Origin of the sequence: Kribbella sp. C-35 (genome assembly GCF_046549195.1) — a bacterium.
Classification (GTDB): Bacteria; Actinomycetota; Actinomycetes; order Propionibacteriales; family Kribbellaceae; genus Kribbella.
Window position 1 is genome coordinate 747,294 of sequence record NZ_JAJPWG010000001.1, and the last position, 16,343, is coordinate 763,636.

A 16,343-nucleotide genomic window follows, 5' to 3' on the forward strand; every position below is an offset into this window, starting at 1 on the left:
TTCATGCCTGCGGTTGGGGTCAGGGGATTGAGGCTGGCGGTCCGCGTCGGCGTACTCGCTCTCGCCGCCGTCGTGGTCGCGCTGATCCTCACCCGCGGTCCGGAAGCTCCACAGACCTTCGGCCCGTGGTATCCGCTCACCAACCAGGCCGGCGCCCGCGCGTCCGCGGACTTCGAGAACCACGTCCCTTGCACCATCGACAATCCCCCCGTGGCCGACTGCCAACGAGTCAAGCTAGGAGTCGTCCTCTACGGCACGCCCGCCGCGCCGTCGACGTACCTCATCTCCATCGTCCGGGTAGGCACCGGCGACGACACCCGAGAAACCCACGAAGGCACCTGGACCGTCACCCGCGGCACCGCCCTCGACCCCGCGGCAACCGTCTACCAACTCGACATGTCGGCCCCGGCCCACCTCCGGGCCTTCTGGCCCGTAGGCGACGAAATCCTTTACCTGCTGGACAAAACCCGCATGCCCCGCCCCGGCGACGCCGCCTACGGCTACGCCCTCACCAACATCCCCATCGGCCAAACAGTCCAAGCCCCCCGCTGATCTCGAAGCTTGGCTTCCCCGGCTCGTTCCCCCCGAGCCACACCTAGCATCGAGCGGGGGTAACGCTCAGTCAACGGCCTTAGGGAGCGACCTGGGTCCCCCTACGCCGGGTCACGACCGACGCCGGCATTCAGGGCTTCTCGTGAGCTCAGGCCGCTGCTTTCGCCGGTGTCGATGACGCCGAGCGTGAACGCGACCACGGCGTCCGCGAACAGGCTGGCGTCGTCCGAGCTGTACGCCGCCATCTGTTCGTCCTGTACCCGCGAGCGCAGCAGGAACCCGTCCAGCATCGACTGGATCGTCAGTCCGTACCGCTCGATGGTCCAACCGGGTCGCATCCTGACGCCGAACGCCGCGAACAGTTGCCGGTAACCGTCGTACCACGGCGCCAGCGCCCGCAGCATGTCCTCGACGATCGCGGCCTTCAGTTTCGGATGCTGCTCCAGCAGAGGCCCGATGTGCAGCAGCAGGAACGACCGCGGATACGACAGCAGACTCGCAAGCATCGCGTCGCAGAACTGCGCAATCGCTTGAGCAACATTCTCGGCCTCCAGCAGGCCCGCCAGGTCGGCGAGCTGCAAGGCCGGATCGGCGTTCGGCGCGTCGCGGTACAGCATCGTGTGGATCACCGCGTCGTTGACGAAGTCCTCCTTGGACTCCCACCGGTTGTCGAACGACTTCCGGCTCACCCCGGGCTGCCCGCCGTCCCGGGCCAGCCGAACCACATCCTCCTTCCGCAGCCACTCCAAGGTCGCCGGGAAGTCGATCGCACTCAACCGCCGCGGTCGCTCGTCCGGCGAGGTCACGAACATCGCATCGATCAACTGCGCCGCAGCATCAAGAAACTGCTTGGCACTGGCATCGTCGGTAACGGCTTTTGGTCGTGGCACTAGGAACTCCTCCCGCAGATCTCACGCCCCACTACACCGCCCTCACCCCGCACTGTCCATCGTCCGCCCCTGCCCACCGAACGGCGGGTGAATGTGCGCCGCATCGCCGGCGAAGAGTTCACGCCTCGATGTTCTCCAGGTCCTCGAGCAGGCTCGGGTGCCGGGGGTGCCAGTTGAGGGCCTCGCGGGTGTAGGTGCTCGACGACGGCTGGTCGGTTGCGAAGATCGGGCCGAGCGGGCCGTACGTCGCCTCCGGGACCGCCTCGACCGGCAGACCGAGGCGTCGGCCGATCACGGCTGCGATATCACGTACGGCGTCACCCTCGTCATCCACCGCATGCCAGGCAGTTCCGGCCGGCGCGTTCTCCAGCACCAACCGGAACAGGACCGCTGCATCAAGTGCGTGTACGGCGGGCCAGCGCTGCGTGCCGTCACCGGGATACCCGGACACACCGGTCTGGCGCGCGATCTGCGTGAGCAAGCCGGCGAATCCGCCGTCGCCCTGATTGTGGACAGTGCGCGGCATGCGGACAGCCGCACTCCGGACGCCACGCGACGCCAACTCCAACGTCGCCATGACGGAACGGCCGCGACCGCCGACCGGTCCGTCGATCGGCACCGGGTCAGCTTCCGTAGACGCCCGGCCAGTCACCCACGGCGTACCCGACACCGTAACGAGCGGACGATCACTGCCCACCAACTCGTCCCCCAAGGTCTGCAACGCGGCGCCTTCCTCGGCGATCCCCGCCGCCAACGCTTCTGGGCTACTGAAGTCGTTGCTGAAGGCAAGATGAATCACGCCATCGGACTTGGAAGCGCCCGTACGCAGCACATCCAGATCGGCAAGACCACCACGAACGGTCGCAGCACCAACCTCCCGGAGCGCCGCCTCAGACGATTCAGAACGTGCGAGTGCGAGCACAGAATGCCCGTTGCCGAGCAACTCGCGGACGACGGCCGACCCGATCAGCCCAGTACCGCCGGTGATGAAGACCTGCATGAGACGCTCCTCAATGATGGGACCTTTGTCCCATCACCGTAGCACTCCGACGGGACAAAGGTCCCATCACCTAGAATGACCCCATGGCTAGATGGGAACCCGGCGCACGCGACCGACTGGTCCTGGCCGCGGTCGACCTGTTCGCCGACCAGGGCTACGACGCCACGACCGTCGCCCAGATCGCCGAACGCGCCGGCGTCACCAAGAGCACGTTCTTCCGCCACTTCCCCGACAAACGAGAACTCCTGGTAGCAGGCCAAGAAACCCTCTGCCGCCTCCTGGTCGAAGGCATCACCACAGCCCCCGAATCAGCCACCCCATTGGAGGCGGTAGCAGCAGGCCTGGAACGCGCCGCCAACACCATGGGCCCCCTGAACCGAGAACTGGCCCCCCGCCTAAAAGCAGCCATAGCCGCCAGCACAGAGCTACAGGAGCGCGACGCCCTAAAAACCGTAGGCCTAGCCAAAGCCATGACAGACGCCCTAAAAACCAGAGGCGTATCAGACCCACTGGCCCACCTCGCCGCAGAGTTGGGCGTCCTAGCCTTCAAACAGGGCTACGCAACCTGGACAGCCCTAGAACAAGACGAAGCAGGCCTAGCCCCCCACACCCTGGCCGCCCTCAAAGACCTAAGAGCAGCAACCACAGCCCTCAGCTAACAACACAACCCAACCCGCGCTGGTGAGCGAGCCGCCCAACCCAGCCACCGAAGCCGAGCGAAGCGAAGGCGCAAGGGGGTGCGGGTGGCGGAGCCCCCGCTTGCGGCAAGCGAAGCGCAGCCGCACAACACGACGAAGGCGAGGCGGTCAGCGCAAGTATTGCGCGACACACCTCGCCTATCGGCTTCGTGGAGCTGAGGGGATTCGAACCCCTGGCCTCTTCGTTGCGAACGAAGCGCGCTACCAACTGCGCCACAGCCCCAAAGCTGGTCGTCTGGTTTCCCTGGCGACCGCGAAACTCTAACACGGAGAGCCCCGCGAACTAAAACCGGATATCAGTCGCCGACGGCGCGCTTCACCTCGACCTCTTCGGCCGGCTGGGGGGCCGGCGCTTCGGCGGCTGCGGGCTTCTCGGACGGGTCCGTCGTACGGGCGCTGGAGAAGACTTCGTCGTCGGTGAGGGAGATGGTCCGGACCGTGCGGTCGGGTGCCTTTTCCTTCATGACGTACGTCGGAAGCGTGACCGGCACCGGGTCCCACAGGCCCTCGGCGGCCGGCTGATCCTTCTTCGCCGCGGCAGGCTTCGGGGCGGGCTCGGCGGGGAGCTTGACCTCGATGGTCATCTCCTCGTCGGGCGACGGCGCGGGCTTGCCGGCCGGGCCGCGGTCGTGGCGGGCTTGCGCGCGGGCACGACGTTCGGCAGCGGTCTGCGTCCGCGTACGGGCCTGCCTGCGCAGCTGCAGTCGGGTGAGTACGACGAAGCCGGCGATCAGCGTGCCCGGGACCGCCACGGTCCACCACGGCAGCATCGCCAGACCGGCGAGTGCGACGACGGACAGCAGTGAAAGGGTCAGGATCGACAGCACCCGTCGACGGCGCATGGCGGCCACCCGGCGGGCTCGGTTGGGGACGTACCGCTTGGGTGGCGACGAGTCGTCGGCGGCGGTGGTCCCGGCCGGGCGTACGACGTACCGGGTCCGCGACGAGTCGCGGGACAGTACGCGCGCCTCGTCGGACGACGGCACGACCGGACGGCGCCGCGCCTCTTCGCCCCGCTTCAGCCACATCGGGACGAGGTAGGCGGCCCACGCGGCGACGATCGCCACATAGATCAGCCCTGTCGTCCCCATGCGACGACGCTAAGGTGCGGATAGGGCCAGATGAGGTACGTGGGACGGTGTGTCGCAAGAAGACTCGTGTGACTGATGTGAATAGCACGCAGGGTAGTCAGGTCAGTCGCGCTACGAGACCGGGTCCGACCTCTTCGACGTTGAGCGCGAAGATGCGGTGATCGCGCCAGTCGCCGTCGATGTGCAGGAACCGCGGGCGCTCGCCTTCGAACCGGAAGCCGAGCTTCTCGACGACGCGCAGACTTGCCTTGTTCTCCGGGCGGATCGCGACTTCGATCCTATGCAGGCCAAGGGTGAACCAGCAGTGGTCGGCGGCCATCGCGACGGCCGTCGGCACGATGCCGCGACCGGCGTACTGCTCGTCGACCCAATAGCCCAGGTTCGCCCAGCGCGCCGATCCGTAGGTGATTCCGGACACGGTGAGCTGTCCGACCAGCGGCCATTTCGATCGGGCGCCGGCGCCCGCAGCACCGCCGTACGTGATGACGAACGGAAGCATCCGTCCGTAGCGCGCCTGCCGGTTCCAGTCGCGTGCCATCGCGCGGAACGTCCGTGCGCCGTCCTCCGCACCGGGTGGCTGGGTCGCGTCCCAAGGTCGTAGCCAACTGACGTTCCGCTGGCGCGCGGCGGCCCACTCGCTTCCGTCGCCGGCCCGCAACGGCCGCAACCCGACCTGCCCGTGCTTCAGCTCCACAGGCCACTGCACGACCGCCATCAGTCGACGTCCGTCCGCACATGGTCCCCACCGTGCACTTGCTCGACCGCATGCCGCAGCAGCGGCTCCAGTACGGCGAGACCGTCCTTCACACCGCCCCGCGAACCAGGCAGGTTGACGATGACCGTCGTACCCGCGACGCCGGCCAGCCCACGTGACAGAGCCGCCGTCGGTATGCCCTTGGCCACGCCATACGCCCGGATGGCTTCAGCAATCCCCGGCACAACCTTCGACAGCACAGCAGCCGTCTGCTCGGGTGTCTCGTCGGTCGGCGAGATCCCCGTACCACCTGTTGTCAGCACTACGTCGTACGACGCCTCGACCGCGGCCCGCAACGCTTCCCCCACCGGTGCACCGTCCGGGACCACCTGAGGTCCTGAGACGTCGAAGCCCCACTCAGCCAGCCGCGACGCGATCAGCGGACCTGTGGTGTCGGAGTAGACCCCAGCGGCCGCACGGTTGGAGACGCTGACGACGAGAGCCCTCACGGCCGCTCCCAGTGCCCGGTCTTACCGCCTTCTTTCAGCTCCACCCGTACGTCAGTCAGCACCGCAGCCGGATCCAGCGCTTTCACCATGTCGATCACGGCCAGCCCGGCAATGGCAACCGCTGTCAGGGCCTCCATCTCGACACCGGTCCGGTCGGTGGTCTTCACCTGGGCCTGGATCAGTACGGCGTCGTCGGCGACCTCCAGGTCGACCTTGGCCCCGGTGATCGCGATCGGATGGCACAGCGGCACCAGGTCCGGTGTCCGCTTCGCGCCCATGATCCCGGCAATCCGGGCGACGCCGAGCGCGTCCCCCTTCGGTACGCCGTCACCGCGCAGCGCCGCCACCACCTCGGCCGAGACCAGAACCTTGCCGCTGGCAACAGCTCGCCGGACCGTTGTGTCCTTCGCGGACACGTCGACCATCCGCGCGGCCCCGGTCTCGTCGACGTGGGTCAGCCCACCGGCCCCCGGCGTACCGGAGCCGGTGGGAGTCCCGCCCGGGTCTTGCGTCATCCGGTCTCCTTGTCCAGCAGCATCAGCTCGACCTGATCGCCGGCCCGGACGGAGGTCACGTCCTCGGGCACCACGATCAGTGCGTTCGCCCGGCTCAACCCGCCGAGCAGGTGCGAGCCGTGCCCGCCGACTGTACTGGCCATCCAGCCCTCGTCGCCGGACGTGGCCGCAGCGCGGACGAACTGCCGCCGCCCCGCGGGCGAGCTGAACCCGTCCAGCGTCACGCCGGGCACCAGGGCGCGCCGGTACGGCATCTGCCCCATCATCTTGCGCAGCGCGGGCCGCACGAAGACCTCGAACGAGATGTACGCCGAGACTGGGTTGCCGGGCAGCGTGAAGATCGGCACCTCGTCCTCACCGATCACGCCGAACCCCTGTGGCTTGCCCGGCTGCATCGCGACCTGTGGGAAGTCCACCGTGCCGAGTTTGGAGAGCTCCTCCTTCACGATGTCGTACGCACCCATGCTGACGCCGCCGGTGGTGATGACCAGGTCGGCACGCACCAGCTGGTCGGACAGCGTGTCCATGATCCGCTTCGGGTCGTCGTCGACGATGCCGACGCGGTACACCACTGCCCCGGCGTCCCGCGCGCACGCCGCCAGGGTGTAGCTGTTCGAGTCGTAGATCTGCCCGTCGCCCAGCCGGCTCCCCGGCTCCCGCAGCTCGGCTCCGGTCGAGATCACCACGACCCGTGGTCGCGGACGCGCCTTCACCCGGGCCCGCCCGACCGCGGCGAGTACGGCGATCTGCCGCGGACCGAGGACCGTGTCGCTGTCGAGCACCTGCGCCCCGGCCGTCACGTCTTCACCCGCGCGCCGCACCGAGCCGCCGAGCGGCGGCTGCTGCGTGATCCGCACGGTGACCGTCCCACCGTCGGTCCACTCGACCGGCACGACACTGTCCGCCCCACGCGGCATCGGCGCACCGGTCATGATCCGCACACAGGTCCCGGGGGTCACCACGATCGGCTCACTGCGCCCGGCCCGGAACTCCCCGACCACCGGCAGGCTGATCGGATTCTCGTCCGAGGCCCCGGCCAGGTCCCCCGCCTGAACGGCGTACCCGTCCATGGCGGAGTTGTCGAACCCCGGCAGGCTCACCCCCGAGACGATGTCCTCACAGAGCACCAACCCGATCGCGTCCATCAACGGCTGGTCGAACGCCGGCAGGGCCGCCACCCGTCCGAGTACGACCTCTAGATGCTCATCCACACTCCGTCTCACGAGCTCGACCCTAATCCACGGCTCAGGCGTTTCGACGCCAAGTTCCGGACGGGTGCGTGAAGAAGTCCGGTTGAGTTCTAGGCGGGGTCCGATTCCGGGTGATTGCCCCAGACCATGCGGACGTCCGGGGCGCGTTCCTCGTTCGCCGACCCGTCCGTACGGCGTACCTCGCGGAAGTCGTGCCGCCGGTAGAAGTCCTGTGCGCGTGTGTTGGTCTGGAAGGTCCACAACGCCAGACCGCCGGGGCGAAGATCCTTGGCGAGGTCGACGAGGGCGGACCCGATGCCCTGACCGGCGGCGTCCGGGGCGACGTACAGCTGATCGAGGTCGTCGCCGTCGAGGGTGAGGACCGCGACGATCCGGCCGTCGTCGAGCGCGACCCAGGTCTGCGCGTCCGGGAGCAGTACGTCGGCGAACCAGGTGGCGACCTGCTCCGCGGTGTGGATCGCGGGCGGCAGCTGAGAGTCCTCGGTGTGCCGTGAGCGCCACCAGACCGCAGCGGCCTCGTCGGTGTCGTAGGGCTCGAGCGGCCGGACGAGCAGGTCGCCCACGCTCAACGCAGTTCGGTCCCGTCCGGGACCACCAGGCGCTCACCGTCCGGCGCCGTCACCTCGACGTCCCCGATCACCACGACATCCTTGCCGAAGGCAACATCGCCGCGCACCGCCAGCCGGTCGGCCCGGACCAGGGACGGCGACCCGGCCGGGAACCGCGCGTCGAAGTCGGCGAGGATCTTGTAGTACTCCGGGTCCAGGTCGACGTACGGCTCGTCGCCCTCGTGGGTCGTGGTCAGGTCGCCGGTCTCGTCGAGCTCGTACACGTCCGAGCGCAGCACCAGCAGGTCGTTCGTCGTCTTCACCGGCTTGAACCGGCTGCGGTCCACGATCACCGCCTGGGACCCGTCGAAGGTCTCGATCGCGGTCCCCATCCCGGTCTCCAGCTGGATCACCTTCGGCGACGACGGGTCGGCCGGATCGACGGTCTTGCGGTTCACGAGGATCGGCAGCCCGAGGATCCCGTCGTGCCCGTCCATCAGTTCGGCGAGCCGGTCCAGATCGATCCACAGGTTGTTCGTGTTGAACATCCGGTGCCGGGTGACGTCCTGGAAGTACTGCGTGTCCTCGTCGGCCACCTGCGCGCTGTCCCGCAGGATCAGCCGCCCGCCGGACTTCCGCACCGCGACGTGCCCGCCCTTGCGGTCGGACCGCGTCCGCCGGCAGACCTCCATCCCGAACGGTACGTCGTGCTCCGCCATCCAGGCCGCGATCCGCGGGTCCGCGGTGGCGCCGAGGTTGTCCGCGTTCGAGATGAACGCGTGCCGGAAACCGTGCTCCCGCAGCGCGTCGAGGGTGCCCGAGGCAACCAACGCGGTGAACAGGTCGCCGTGCCCGGGCGGGCACCAGGCGAGCTCCGGGTCCGGCTCCCACTCGGCCGGCGTCAGGTTGTCGGCGAGCAGCTTCGGCTCCATGTTCTGCAGGAAGTCGAGCGGCAGGCCGTCCACCGCGAGTCCGTCGTACTCGCTGAGGATCTGCAGTGACTCGGTCTTGGTGCGGAACGAGTTCATCAGCACCAGCGGCAGCGGTACGTCGTACGCGCGCCGGGTGCTCAGGATCTGGCGGGCGATGATGTCCAGGAAGCTCAGCCCGTCCTTGACCGGCAGCGCGGACTTCGGGCCGGTGACGCCCATCGACGTACCGAGGCCGCCGTTGAGCTTGATGACCACCGTCTCGGCCAGCGCCGCGCGGAGCGCCTCCGGGTCGGTATCAAGGTGGTCCAGGTGCGGCAGGTCGCCCACCGGCTCGATGTCGTCCTCGCGGATCTTTCCCTGCTGTCCGGACTCGAGCAGCCGGTAGTAGTGCGTGAAGACACGTATCGCGACGTCGGCAGCACCGGCCGCGCGCATCTTCTCCTGCGCTTGTCTGAGACCCACCTCACCCATGCACCAACCCTAGGGGACGGCAGGTAATCCCAGTGTTGCGCGCGTCACGCTCTTACGATCAGAACGTGTTCCAGACGAAGGCCGTGGCGCGGCAGCACTTCCTGGAGGCGCGCAGGCTGCGGCCGCACGCGGACGGACTGCTGGCGAGCGCCCAACAGGTGCTGCCCGAGGTGTACCGCGTCGCTCTCTACGTGTCCATGGGACCTGAACCTCAGACCGGTGCACTGATCGACTGGCTGCTCGCGACGCGCCGGGAGGTGCTGTTGCCGATCCTGTACGCCGACAACGACCTGGGCTGGGGTGTTGCACCCGGTGCGGCCGACCTCGTGCCTGGCCGGCTCGGTCTGTCCGAGCCGCCGACCGACCTGGGCTCCGACGCGATCGCCACCGCCGACCTGGTCATCTGCCCGGCCGTGGCTGTCACCCACGACGGCGTACGCCTCGGCCGCGGCGGCGGCTCGTACGACCGTGCCCTCGCCCGCGTCCGCCCTGGTACGCCGGTCTGGGCCGCCGTGTACGACTCAGAGATCGTCGACGCCCTACCGTCCGACCCCCACGACAGGCCGGTGGACGCAGCACTGACCCCAAACCACTTGATCCCACTGCGAGGATCGGCGGATGACTGAGACCGCGATCCAAGCCGCAGCGACGGCCGCACGCTCACCGACCCGACTGGGTCCCGCAGTTTCCAGCCCTGGCCGACGGCATCCGCATGTTCGCCACCCAGTGGCGCGCCATGCCGTTCGCAGGTGGCCGCCGCTAGCGGTCCGGCTTGGTGAAGGTCAGGGAGTGTTTGCGGGTGGCCTCCACGGCGCCCTTGGTGTAGGCCCACTGGAGGGTTTCGCCCTTGACCCACAGCTCGGTCTGGTCGGTGTAGTTCGACGAGAACGCGTGGCCGGACACACCGGTCAGGTTGACCCAGCGGGACTTGTCGAAGTCCGACAGGTCCACGACCATCCGCATCGACGGGGTCGCGGTCACCTCGTACCCCTCGGCGGCGTCCCAGCCGGTGGCGTCGACGATCGACGTACCGCCGCCGAGCTCGTACGGGCCGCGGTTGAAGATCTTCTCGACCGCTCCGATCCCGGACTTGCCCAGGGTCTGGTTGGTCAGCGTCAGCCTGTGCAACCGGCCCCACTGCCAGTTGGACGGCTCCCGGGCCATCTTCTGCGTGATCTCGGTCCGCGCGTTGACCAGGGCCTCGCGCAGGATGTCGTCCCGGCTCTCCCGTTGCGGCGTCCCGATGTTGTCCCACCAGCCGCTGTTCTGCTGCCCGATCAGCGTGTGGATCACCTCGAACCAGCGTGAGCCGCCGTCCGGCCAGGTGCCTTCTGGCAGCTGGTCGTGGAACGTCAGGGCGAGCAGGTTGCGCCAGACCACGTTGAAGTACGCCGCGGCCGCCGAGTCCGGCGGCTGGGTGAAGTCCCAGTTCCGCAGGACGTCCTGGCCCTGCTTGTCGAACGCGTCGTCGATGCTGATCCGCAGCAGGTACGGCACCAGCATCTCGGCGGCCTTGCTCTTGGTGTCCAGCTGGATCGACGCCATCGCGTTCGCGTCCAGCTTTCCCGCCTCCTTGATCCGGTCGAGGATCTGCTGCGAGCGGTAGCCGTAATCCCAGGAGTTGGTCAGGTAGTACGGGTACGTGTTCGGCACGACCGCCTGGTTCGCGGTGACAATGATGCCGTCCGCCGGGTCGAACTCACTCGGCAACGCGTCGAAGGGGACATAGCCCTTCCAGGCGTACTTCGGATCCCAGCCCGGCACCGGCCAGTCGCCGCGACCGGTGGTGCGGATCGGGATGAGTCCTGGCGCCTGGTAGCCGATGTGGCCGTCGGTGTCGGCGTACACCAGGTTCTGCGAGGGCACCTGGAACTGCTGCGCGGCGGCGCGGAACTGGGTCCAGTTCTGCGCGGTGTTGATCGCGAACAGCGCGTCGGCGGTCCGGCCCGGGTTCAGCGCGGTCCACTGCAGCGCGACGCCGTACGCCGTCGGGTACTTCGCCTGCGCCGCAGCCGACTCACCCACCTTGCGGTCGTCCTCGTCGACGTCCGAGATGAGCGGACCGTGCCGGGTCTCGCGGACGGTGATCTTCACCGGCTCGTCCTGGCCGGCCACCTTGAACGTCTCCTCGCGGGTGGCCATCGCGCGCCACTTGTTGTTGTAGAGGACGTTGTTGCCCTCGATCCGCTCCAGGTACAGGTCCTGGACGTCCGGGTCGAGGTTGGTGAAGCCCCAGGAGATCGCGTTGTTGTGGCCGATCACCACACCGGGCAGACCGGAGAAGCTGAAGCCGGAGACGTCGAACGGACACTCCTTGCCGACGTTGTTGCAGTGCAGGCCGACCTGCGTCCAGATCCCCGGCATGGTCGCGCCGAGGTGCGGGTCGTTGGCCAGCAGCGGCTTGCCGGTGGTGGTGTGGTCGCCGGAGACCACCCAGGAGTTCGACCCGACGCCGTCCCCTTGGCCGAGCAGCTCGGGCAGACCCTTCGCGACCTTCTGCACCGAGTCAAGGGACTTGAGCAGGTCCTGCGTGAGCATGCCCCGCCGGAGCTCGGTGCTGACCTGAGCGGTGGTGAACTTGCCGTCCTTGCCGATCGAGCCGGCAGAGAGGATCGGCTGGTTCCGGTCGTACGGGTACTGCGGGTAAAGGCTCTCGACGTTGCGCGCCGGCATCGCAGCCAGCAGCTTCGTCCGAGTGACCTCCTCGTCCAGGTTGCCGCCTAGGTCCCACGCCATCGCCTTCAGCCAGGACAACGAGTCGGCCGCGGTCCACGGCTCCGGCGTGTAGTTCTTCGGCCCGCCGGGCTGGAGCGACAGGACGCCGTACTCGAGGCTGAGGCCGGAGCCGCTGTGCGTGGAAAGGTATGCGTTGACGCCGCGCGCGTAGTCGTCGAGGTACTGCCGGGTGGTCGGGCTGAGCAGCGGCAGTTCCTTCTCCGCCACCCGCCGCCAGCCGAGGGTCCGGACGAACTTGTCGGTCTCGAGCGCGGTCTTGCCGAACAGCTCGCTCAACCGGCCCGACGTGACGTGCCGGCGGAAGTCCATCTCGAAGAACCGGTCCTGCGCGTGCACGTACCCCTGCGCCGCGAACAGGTCGGCCGGGGTGTCGGCGTAGATCTGCGGGATTCCGTTGGTGTCCCGGACCACGCTGACCTCGGCGTCCAGGCCGTTCAGCTCGATCGTTCCGTCGTACGTCGGGAACGAGTGGCGGACGACGAAGACGACGGTACCGGCGATCACCAGGAGGACCGTGGCGAGGGCGATTCCGCTGATGACGACGACTCGAAGCAGGCGTGGCACGGACCAACCGTAGAGAATCCCCCCGCCCACCCCAAATGGGGTCCCTCACAACTTTGCGTTGCTCTGCGTCGGCTGGACAGGGACGCAGAGTTGAGGTAGGCGAGGGCGGGTTTGGAATACTTCGGTCCGCTGGCGCATTATTAGCAGTCGGGTAGTAGGAGTGCCAGCGGCTTTGAAGGGAACCGACCGTGCCGACGTACCAGTACCAGTGCACCGACTGTGGCGAAGCGCTCGAGGTGCGCCAGAGCTTCACGGACGATGCGCTGACCGTGTGCCCGAACTGCCAGGGCAACCTGCGCAAGGTCTTCAACGCCGTGGGCGTCGTGTTCAAGGGTTCCGGTTTCTACCGGAACGACAGCCGGTCGTCCGGCAAGAGCTCGGTGCCGGCGAAGTCCGAGTCGTCGTCCGGGTCGTCCCCGTCCTCGTCGGGCTCCACGTCCTCCGGGTCGTCGTCCAACGGCTCGTCCGGGTCGTCGTCCTCGGGTTCGTCCTCTTCGGGTACGTCGTCGAGCAGCTCGTCGTCGGGCACCAGCGCGGCCTGACCGCGCACCCTGTGGATAACTGAAGGGCGGCTGCCGGAAAAACTCGTACCTTCTCCGGCATGAAAATCCCTTCCCTGCTTCGTGACCTGCTGCGTGCCGCCCGGTGGCACCGTCGGCTTCTCGCCGGCGTCGCCGCCGCGGCCGCCGTGTACTTCGGACTTCTCGCCCTCTCCCCCGCACCGCCACCGACGGTCGCGGTGCTGGCCGCCGCGCGCGACCTCACCGGCGGCGTCGCCCCGACGCGCGCCGACCTGCGGACCGTCGACTTGCCGCCCGGATCCGTGCCCGCCGGTGCGCTCAGACCCGGTAGCGAACTGACAAGTCGCGTGCTCAGCGGGCCGGTCAGAGCCGGCGAACCACTCACCGACGCCAGATTCCTGGCGCCACCCGCTGTGCCGCCCGGCTCGCTCGCCTACCCGTTCCGCGTCGACGACGCCGACATCACCGCGCTCCTCCGGGTCGGCGACCGCATCAATCTGTACGCCGCCGACAGCACGACCGCCGGTGCCGCGAGCCAACTCGCCCGCGCCGTGCCCGTGGTCGCCCTGCCAACGCCTCGATCGACCACGTCCGGCGCGCTGATCGTGGTCGCGACCACACCCGAAGTCGCGACCCGACTGGCCCAGGCCAGTTCGAACTCACGGATCACCGTGGCCCTGACGCCGGACACGAGCTGATCACTCTTCGAGATTGTGTCGGCACGATGTGTCGCCTTCCGGCGCGGTCCCTCGCCCTGACAAGGGTGCAGCCCTACGTTGTCCGGGTACAACCACCCGCTTCGTGGAGGCACCACATGCTCAAGGGCTTCAAGGAATTCGTGATGCGCGGCAACGTCGTCGACCTCGCCGTCGCCGTCGTCATCGGCGCAGCATTCGGGAAGATCGTCACCGCGTTGGTGGACGGTCTGATCAACCCGCTGATCGCGGCGATCTTCGGCAAGACGAATCTGGCCGGAGTGTGGGCTTTCGAGATCAACAAGGCGAAGTTCTCGATCGGCCTGGTCCTGGACGCGGCGCTGAACTTCCTGTTCGTGGCCGCTGCCATCTACTTCTTCATCGTGATGCCGCTGAACAAGCTGGCCGAGCGCCGCAAGCGCGGGCAGGAGCCGGAGCCGGACCCGCTGACCACCGAACAGGAACTGCTGACCGAGATCCGGGACCTGCTGAGCACCCGCCAGTCGTAACCGCCTCAGCAGGTGGGCGCACAACCTCAGCCCCTGAGCTCGGCGGCGCCCACCTGCTCACCGGCATAACGCATCCAGCGGTACGGAACCGGCTGGCCGTCGTTCCACTCCTCCATCAAGGCGGCGGGGACGTCGACGAAGCCACTGCGGTGGTAGGCCCGGATCGCCGGAGCGTTCTCCGGACGGACCCGCACGAACACTTCTGAATAACCGGCCTCCAGGGCAGGCCCGAGCAGTGCCCGCACGAGTTCACCACCCACCCCACGACCACGGACCTTCGGATCCACGATGATCCGGGCGAGTTCTACCTCGTCCTCCTCGTCGTCGAGCCAGACCTCGCCGTACCCGACCGGCCGATCGCCGTCGAACAGCAGATAGGAGTGGATGTCCGAGTCGACCTTCCGCCAACTCGCCCGCAGTTCCTCCGGGAACGGGTAGACCACCCGCCCGGACAGCAAGGCCACTTCCATCGCGTTCCCTGCCCAGCCCGCGACCTGCACGCCGTACTCGTCGTCGAACCCCCGAAGCTCCACGCTCATCCCCTCAGTTGACGAACTCCACGATCGTTCGCAGCAGCTGATCCAGGTACGGCGGGTCGTTGTTCGTACGGAAGGCGGGCGTCGGCGGTTCGGGACACCCGGCCAGCTCTCGACTCCCCCGGATCGACCGCAGCAAGGCGTCGACCGTCTTCCGCTGATGCGACGGATTCTCCGGTACCGACGGCAGGACCGCCACCGGAATTCGGGTCAGCGACGCCACCTGTTCGTCCGTCACGCCCCGCAGGATGCCGCCCGCGAGCAGTTCGTCCGCGGCCGCCGGCGGGCACCCGCGATGCACCATCCCGGCGTGCGCACGCTCGTTCGCGGCGGCGTCGTCGCCGGTCGCGGGCCAGGCGAGGACGAGGCGATCGACCAACTCCGGAAACCTCAACGTCAGCAGGACCGCGACCGTACATCCATTGGAGGCTCCAACGATTCTTACCGGTCCGGAACGTTTCGCCACCTGTTCACCCAGCGCCGCGACCTCGATGTCCCACGCGGTGGCTCGCTGCGGCCGGTCCGGCGCCAGCACCTCGATGCCGTCCGGCGCGAGCGCCGCGGACAGGCCGTCGGTGATTCCCGTCGTACCCCAGAACGCTTCGGCGTCCATGGCGTCCCAGAGGCCGCCGTGGACAAGGAACACCGACGCGGTCATCCGTGGTGCGGGGGGACCTCGTTCAGGATGCGCTCGTCGTCGTCGCTGCCGAAGTCGTTGTCACCCCAGGTCCGCGGGTCGTCGTCGCGGGTCTGCTCCGGCAACAGCGGCTCGTCGTCTTCGTACGGGCTCGTCATACCTCCAGATTACCGACTCGACGGGGTTCGCCAGTAGATCGGCAGCCGCACGGAGGGCGGGGCGAACAGTGCGCGCACGTTACAGCTGTGCCACGGTTGGGGATCGATCCCGCGGCGTGACCGGATAGACGCGCCGCCGTGATGTTCCGGCACGCGCGGTGTGACCCCGTTCCACCATGATGGTGGACCTTGCCAACCCGGAAGGACCGAGTCGTGAGTGCACAACGGACACGGGGCCTGATCGGTGCGACGCTTGTCGTGGTTGTGCTCGGAGTTGCCGCCGCCTGCGGCACCGAGGACGCCTCGTCCCCGCCCGCCGCCCAGCCCACCCAGTCGCCGACCACCCCGTCGCCGACCCCGTCAGCCAGCCCCAGCGGTACGCCGAGCATGGACTGCCCCGAGACCATCACGGCCGTCCGCGCCGCCACCGACAAGGCGGTGTGGGGACAGGGCGCGGCCACCTCGAAGTTCAACCCCGTCAGCGTGACGATCTGCCAGTACGACGCACAGGCGACCGGGCAGAACTACGCGACGACCACCACCAAGCGCATGGGCAAGCAGGCGACCGACCTGTTCGCCCTGGTCAACGCGGCGAAACCCGTCGCGAAGAAGCCGAGCATGTGCACCAAGGAACTCGGTCCCACGTACGTGCTGCGGTTCACCGACAACGACCGCGGCGTACTGTCCTTCACCGCTGAATCCTTCGGTTGCCACCGTCTGGTGGCGACCTCGCTGGAAGGTCAGGGCAAGCCCGGCGCACTGCCGGCGCCGCGCCAGGTGACCGCCGAGCTGACGAAGTCGCTCGGCCTGCGCTGACCCCGCGCCGGACGCGCACCCCGAAGCCGTCCGAAGTGGGGTCAATCCGCGCCTGCCTTG

20 protein-coding genes, 1 tRNA gene and 2 pseudogenes are annotated in these 16,343 nt (G+C 68.2%); 7 read left to right on the forward strand and 16 right to left on the reverse strand.

Annotation, left to right across the window (positions count from 1 at the left end; all coding sequences use genetic code 11):
- Positions 1–3: 3 nt before the first annotated feature.
- Positions 4–552, forward strand: coding sequence for a hypothetical protein (locus ACLJOO_RS03825; protein ID WP_410785409.1), 549 nt, complete (start codon positions 4–6; stop codon positions 550–552).
- 101 nt (positions 553–653) lie between these two features.
- Here the strand turns inward: ACLJOO_RS03825 and ACLJOO_RS03830 are convergent, their stop codons facing one another.
- The 3 genes and pseudogenes from ACLJOO_RS03830 to ACLJOO_RS03840 all read right to left on the reverse strand — a co-directional run bounded on the left by ACLJOO_RS03830 (position 654) and on the right by ACLJOO_RS03840 (position 2,442).
- Positions 654–1,442, reverse strand: coding sequence for a hypothetical protein (locus tag ACLJOO_RS03830; protein ID WP_410785410.1), 789 nt, complete (start codon positions 1,440–1,442; stop codon positions 654–656).
- Positions 1,443–1,484: 42 nt separating this feature from the next.
- A pseudogene (locus ACLJOO_RS03835) lies at positions 1,485–1,559 on the reverse strand (FAD-dependent monooxygenase); the annotation flags it as partial.
- 1 nt (position 1,560) lies between these two features.
- Entirely contained in the window at positions 1,561–2,442 is an 882-nt protein-coding gene (locus ACLJOO_RS03840; protein WP_410785411.1) for an SDR family oxidoreductase, read from the reverse strand.
- Positions 2,443–2,525: 83 nt separating this feature from the next.
- Between ACLJOO_RS03840 and ACLJOO_RS03845 the strand changes: the two genes are divergently transcribed.
- A complete protein-coding gene (locus tag ACLJOO_RS03845) occupies positions 2,526–3,101 on the forward strand; it encodes a TetR/AcrR family transcriptional regulator (protein WP_410785412.1) in 576 nt (191 codons plus the stop codon).
- Between the two features lie 189 nt (positions 3,102–3,290).
- On the opposite strand, the gene ACLJOO_RS03850 is transcribed toward ACLJOO_RS03845, so the two are convergent.
- From ACLJOO_RS03850 to ACLJOO_RS03885, 8 genes are all read right to left on the reverse strand, one after another.
- Positions 3,291–3,363, reverse strand: a tRNA-Ala gene (locus ACLJOO_RS03850).
- Positions 3,364–3,436: 73 nt separating this feature from the next.
- A complete protein-coding gene (locus ACLJOO_RS03855) occupies positions 3,437–4,231 on the reverse strand; it encodes a hypothetical protein (protein WP_410785413.1) in 795 nt (264 codons plus the stop codon).
- 97 nt (positions 4,232–4,328) lie between these two features.
- Positions 4,329–4,946 (reverse strand): GNAT family N-acetyltransferase, encoded by a 618-nt coding sequence (locus ACLJOO_RS03860; RefSeq protein ID WP_410785414.1) that lies wholly within the window; start codon positions 4,944–4,946, stop codon positions 4,329–4,331.
- Entirely contained in the window at positions 4,946–5,434 is a 489-nt protein-coding gene (locus ACLJOO_RS03865) for a molybdenum cofactor biosynthesis protein B (protein WP_410785415.1), read from the reverse strand. The genes ACLJOO_RS03860 and ACLJOO_RS03865 overlap by 1 nt, the downstream gene beginning before the upstream one ends.
- Positions 5,431–5,949 carry a cyclic pyranopterin monophosphate synthase MoaC gene (gene moaC / locus ACLJOO_RS03870; protein ID WP_410785416.1) on the reverse strand — a complete coding sequence of 173 codons (519 nt, stop codon included), beginning with the start codon at positions 5,947–5,949 and terminating at the stop codon, positions 5,431–5,433. Before moaC ends, ACLJOO_RS03865 begins: the two co-directional genes overlap by 4 nt.
- Positions 5,946–7,172 carry a gephyrin-like molybdotransferase Glp gene (gene glp, locus ACLJOO_RS03875; protein ID WP_410785417.1) on the reverse strand — a complete coding sequence of 409 codons (1,227 nt, stop codon included), beginning with the start codon at positions 7,170–7,172 and terminating at the stop codon, positions 5,946–5,948. The genes moaC and glp overlap by 4 nt, the downstream gene beginning before the upstream one ends.
- A gap of 77 nt (positions 7,173–7,249) precedes the next feature.
- The gene (locus ACLJOO_RS03880) at positions 7,250–7,723 is read right to left on the reverse strand and encodes a GNAT family N-acetyltransferase (RefSeq protein WP_410787115.1); all 474 of its coding nucleotides are present in this window, start codon (positions 7,721–7,723) and stop codon (positions 7,250–7,252) included.
- Between the two features lie 2 nt (positions 7,724–7,725).
- A complete protein-coding gene (locus tag ACLJOO_RS03885) occupies positions 7,726–9,111 on the reverse strand; it encodes a UTP--glucose-1-phosphate uridylyltransferase (protein WP_410785418.1) in 1,386 nt (461 codons plus the stop codon).
- A 65-nt stretch (positions 9,112–9,176) separates the two neighbouring features.
- On the opposite strand from ACLJOO_RS03885, the gene ACLJOO_RS03890 reads away from it, so the two are divergent.
- Positions 9,177–9,737, forward strand: coding sequence for a 5-formyltetrahydrofolate cyclo-ligase (locus ACLJOO_RS03890; RefSeq protein ID WP_410785419.1), 561 nt, complete (start codon positions 9,177–9,179; stop codon positions 9,735–9,737).
- Between the two features lie 133 nt (positions 9,738–9,870).
- Here ACLJOO_RS03890 and ACLJOO_RS03895 read toward each other — a convergent pair whose 3' ends face one another.
- Entirely contained in the window at positions 9,871–12,411 is a 2,541-nt protein-coding gene (locus ACLJOO_RS03895) for a penicillin acylase family protein (protein WP_410785420.1), read from the reverse strand.
- A gap of 188 nt (positions 12,412–12,599) precedes the next feature.
- On the opposite strand from ACLJOO_RS03895, the pseudogene ACLJOO_RS03900 reads away from it, so the two are divergent.
- A pseudogene (locus ACLJOO_RS03900) lies at positions 12,600–12,740 on the forward strand (FmdB family zinc ribbon protein); the annotation flags it as partial.
- 14 nt (positions 12,741–12,754) lie between these two features.
- Here the strand turns inward: ACLJOO_RS03900 and ACLJOO_RS03905 are convergent.
- The gene (locus ACLJOO_RS03905; protein ID WP_410787154.1) at positions 12,755–12,961 is read right to left on the reverse strand and encodes a hypothetical protein; all 207 of its coding nucleotides are present in this window, start codon (positions 12,959–12,961) and stop codon (positions 12,755–12,757) included.
- 51 nt (positions 12,962–13,012) lie between these two features.
- Here ACLJOO_RS03905 and ACLJOO_RS03910 point away from each other — a divergent pair, with 51 nt between their 5' ends.
- Both ACLJOO_RS03910 and mscL read left to right on the forward strand, forming a co-directional pair.
- On the forward strand, positions 13,013–13,630 hold the full coding sequence (locus ACLJOO_RS03910; protein WP_410785421.1) for an SAF domain-containing protein: 618 nt from the start codon (positions 13,013–13,015) through the stop codon (positions 13,628–13,630).
- 116 nt (positions 13,631–13,746) lie between these two features.
- Positions 13,747–14,136 carry a large conductance mechanosensitive channel protein MscL gene (gene mscL, locus ACLJOO_RS03915; protein WP_410785422.1) on the forward strand — a complete coding sequence of 130 codons (390 nt, stop codon included), beginning with the start codon at positions 13,747–13,749 and terminating at the stop codon, positions 14,134–14,136.
- A gap of 26 nt (positions 14,137–14,162) precedes the next feature.
- Here mscL and ACLJOO_RS03920 read toward each other — a convergent pair whose 3' ends face one another.
- The 3 genes from ACLJOO_RS03920 to ACLJOO_RS03930 are packed head-to-tail and all read right to left on the reverse strand — an operon-like array spanning position 14,163 to position 15,467.
- Positions 14,163–14,675 (reverse strand): GNAT family N-acetyltransferase, encoded by a 513-nt coding sequence (locus ACLJOO_RS03920; protein ID WP_410785423.1) that lies wholly within the window; start codon positions 14,673–14,675, stop codon positions 14,163–14,165.
- Between the two features lie 4 nt (positions 14,676–14,679).
- On the reverse strand, positions 14,680–15,330 hold the full coding sequence (locus tag ACLJOO_RS03925; protein WP_410785425.1) for a hypothetical protein: 651 nt from the start codon (positions 15,328–15,330) through the stop codon (positions 14,680–14,682).
- Positions 15,327–15,467 carry a hypothetical protein gene (locus tag ACLJOO_RS03930; protein WP_165546350.1) on the reverse strand — a complete coding sequence of 47 codons (141 nt, stop codon included), beginning with the start codon at positions 15,465–15,467 and terminating at the stop codon, positions 15,327–15,329. Before ACLJOO_RS03930 ends, ACLJOO_RS03925 begins: the two co-directional genes overlap by 4 nt.
- A 213-nt stretch (positions 15,468–15,680) precedes the next feature.
- Here ACLJOO_RS03930 and ACLJOO_RS03935 point away from each other — a divergent pair, with 213 nt between their 5' ends.
- Entirely contained in the window at positions 15,681–16,283 is a 603-nt protein-coding gene (locus ACLJOO_RS03935; RefSeq protein WP_410785426.1) for a hypothetical protein, read from the forward strand.
- The last annotated feature ends 60 nt before the right edge of the window (positions 16,284–16,343 follow it).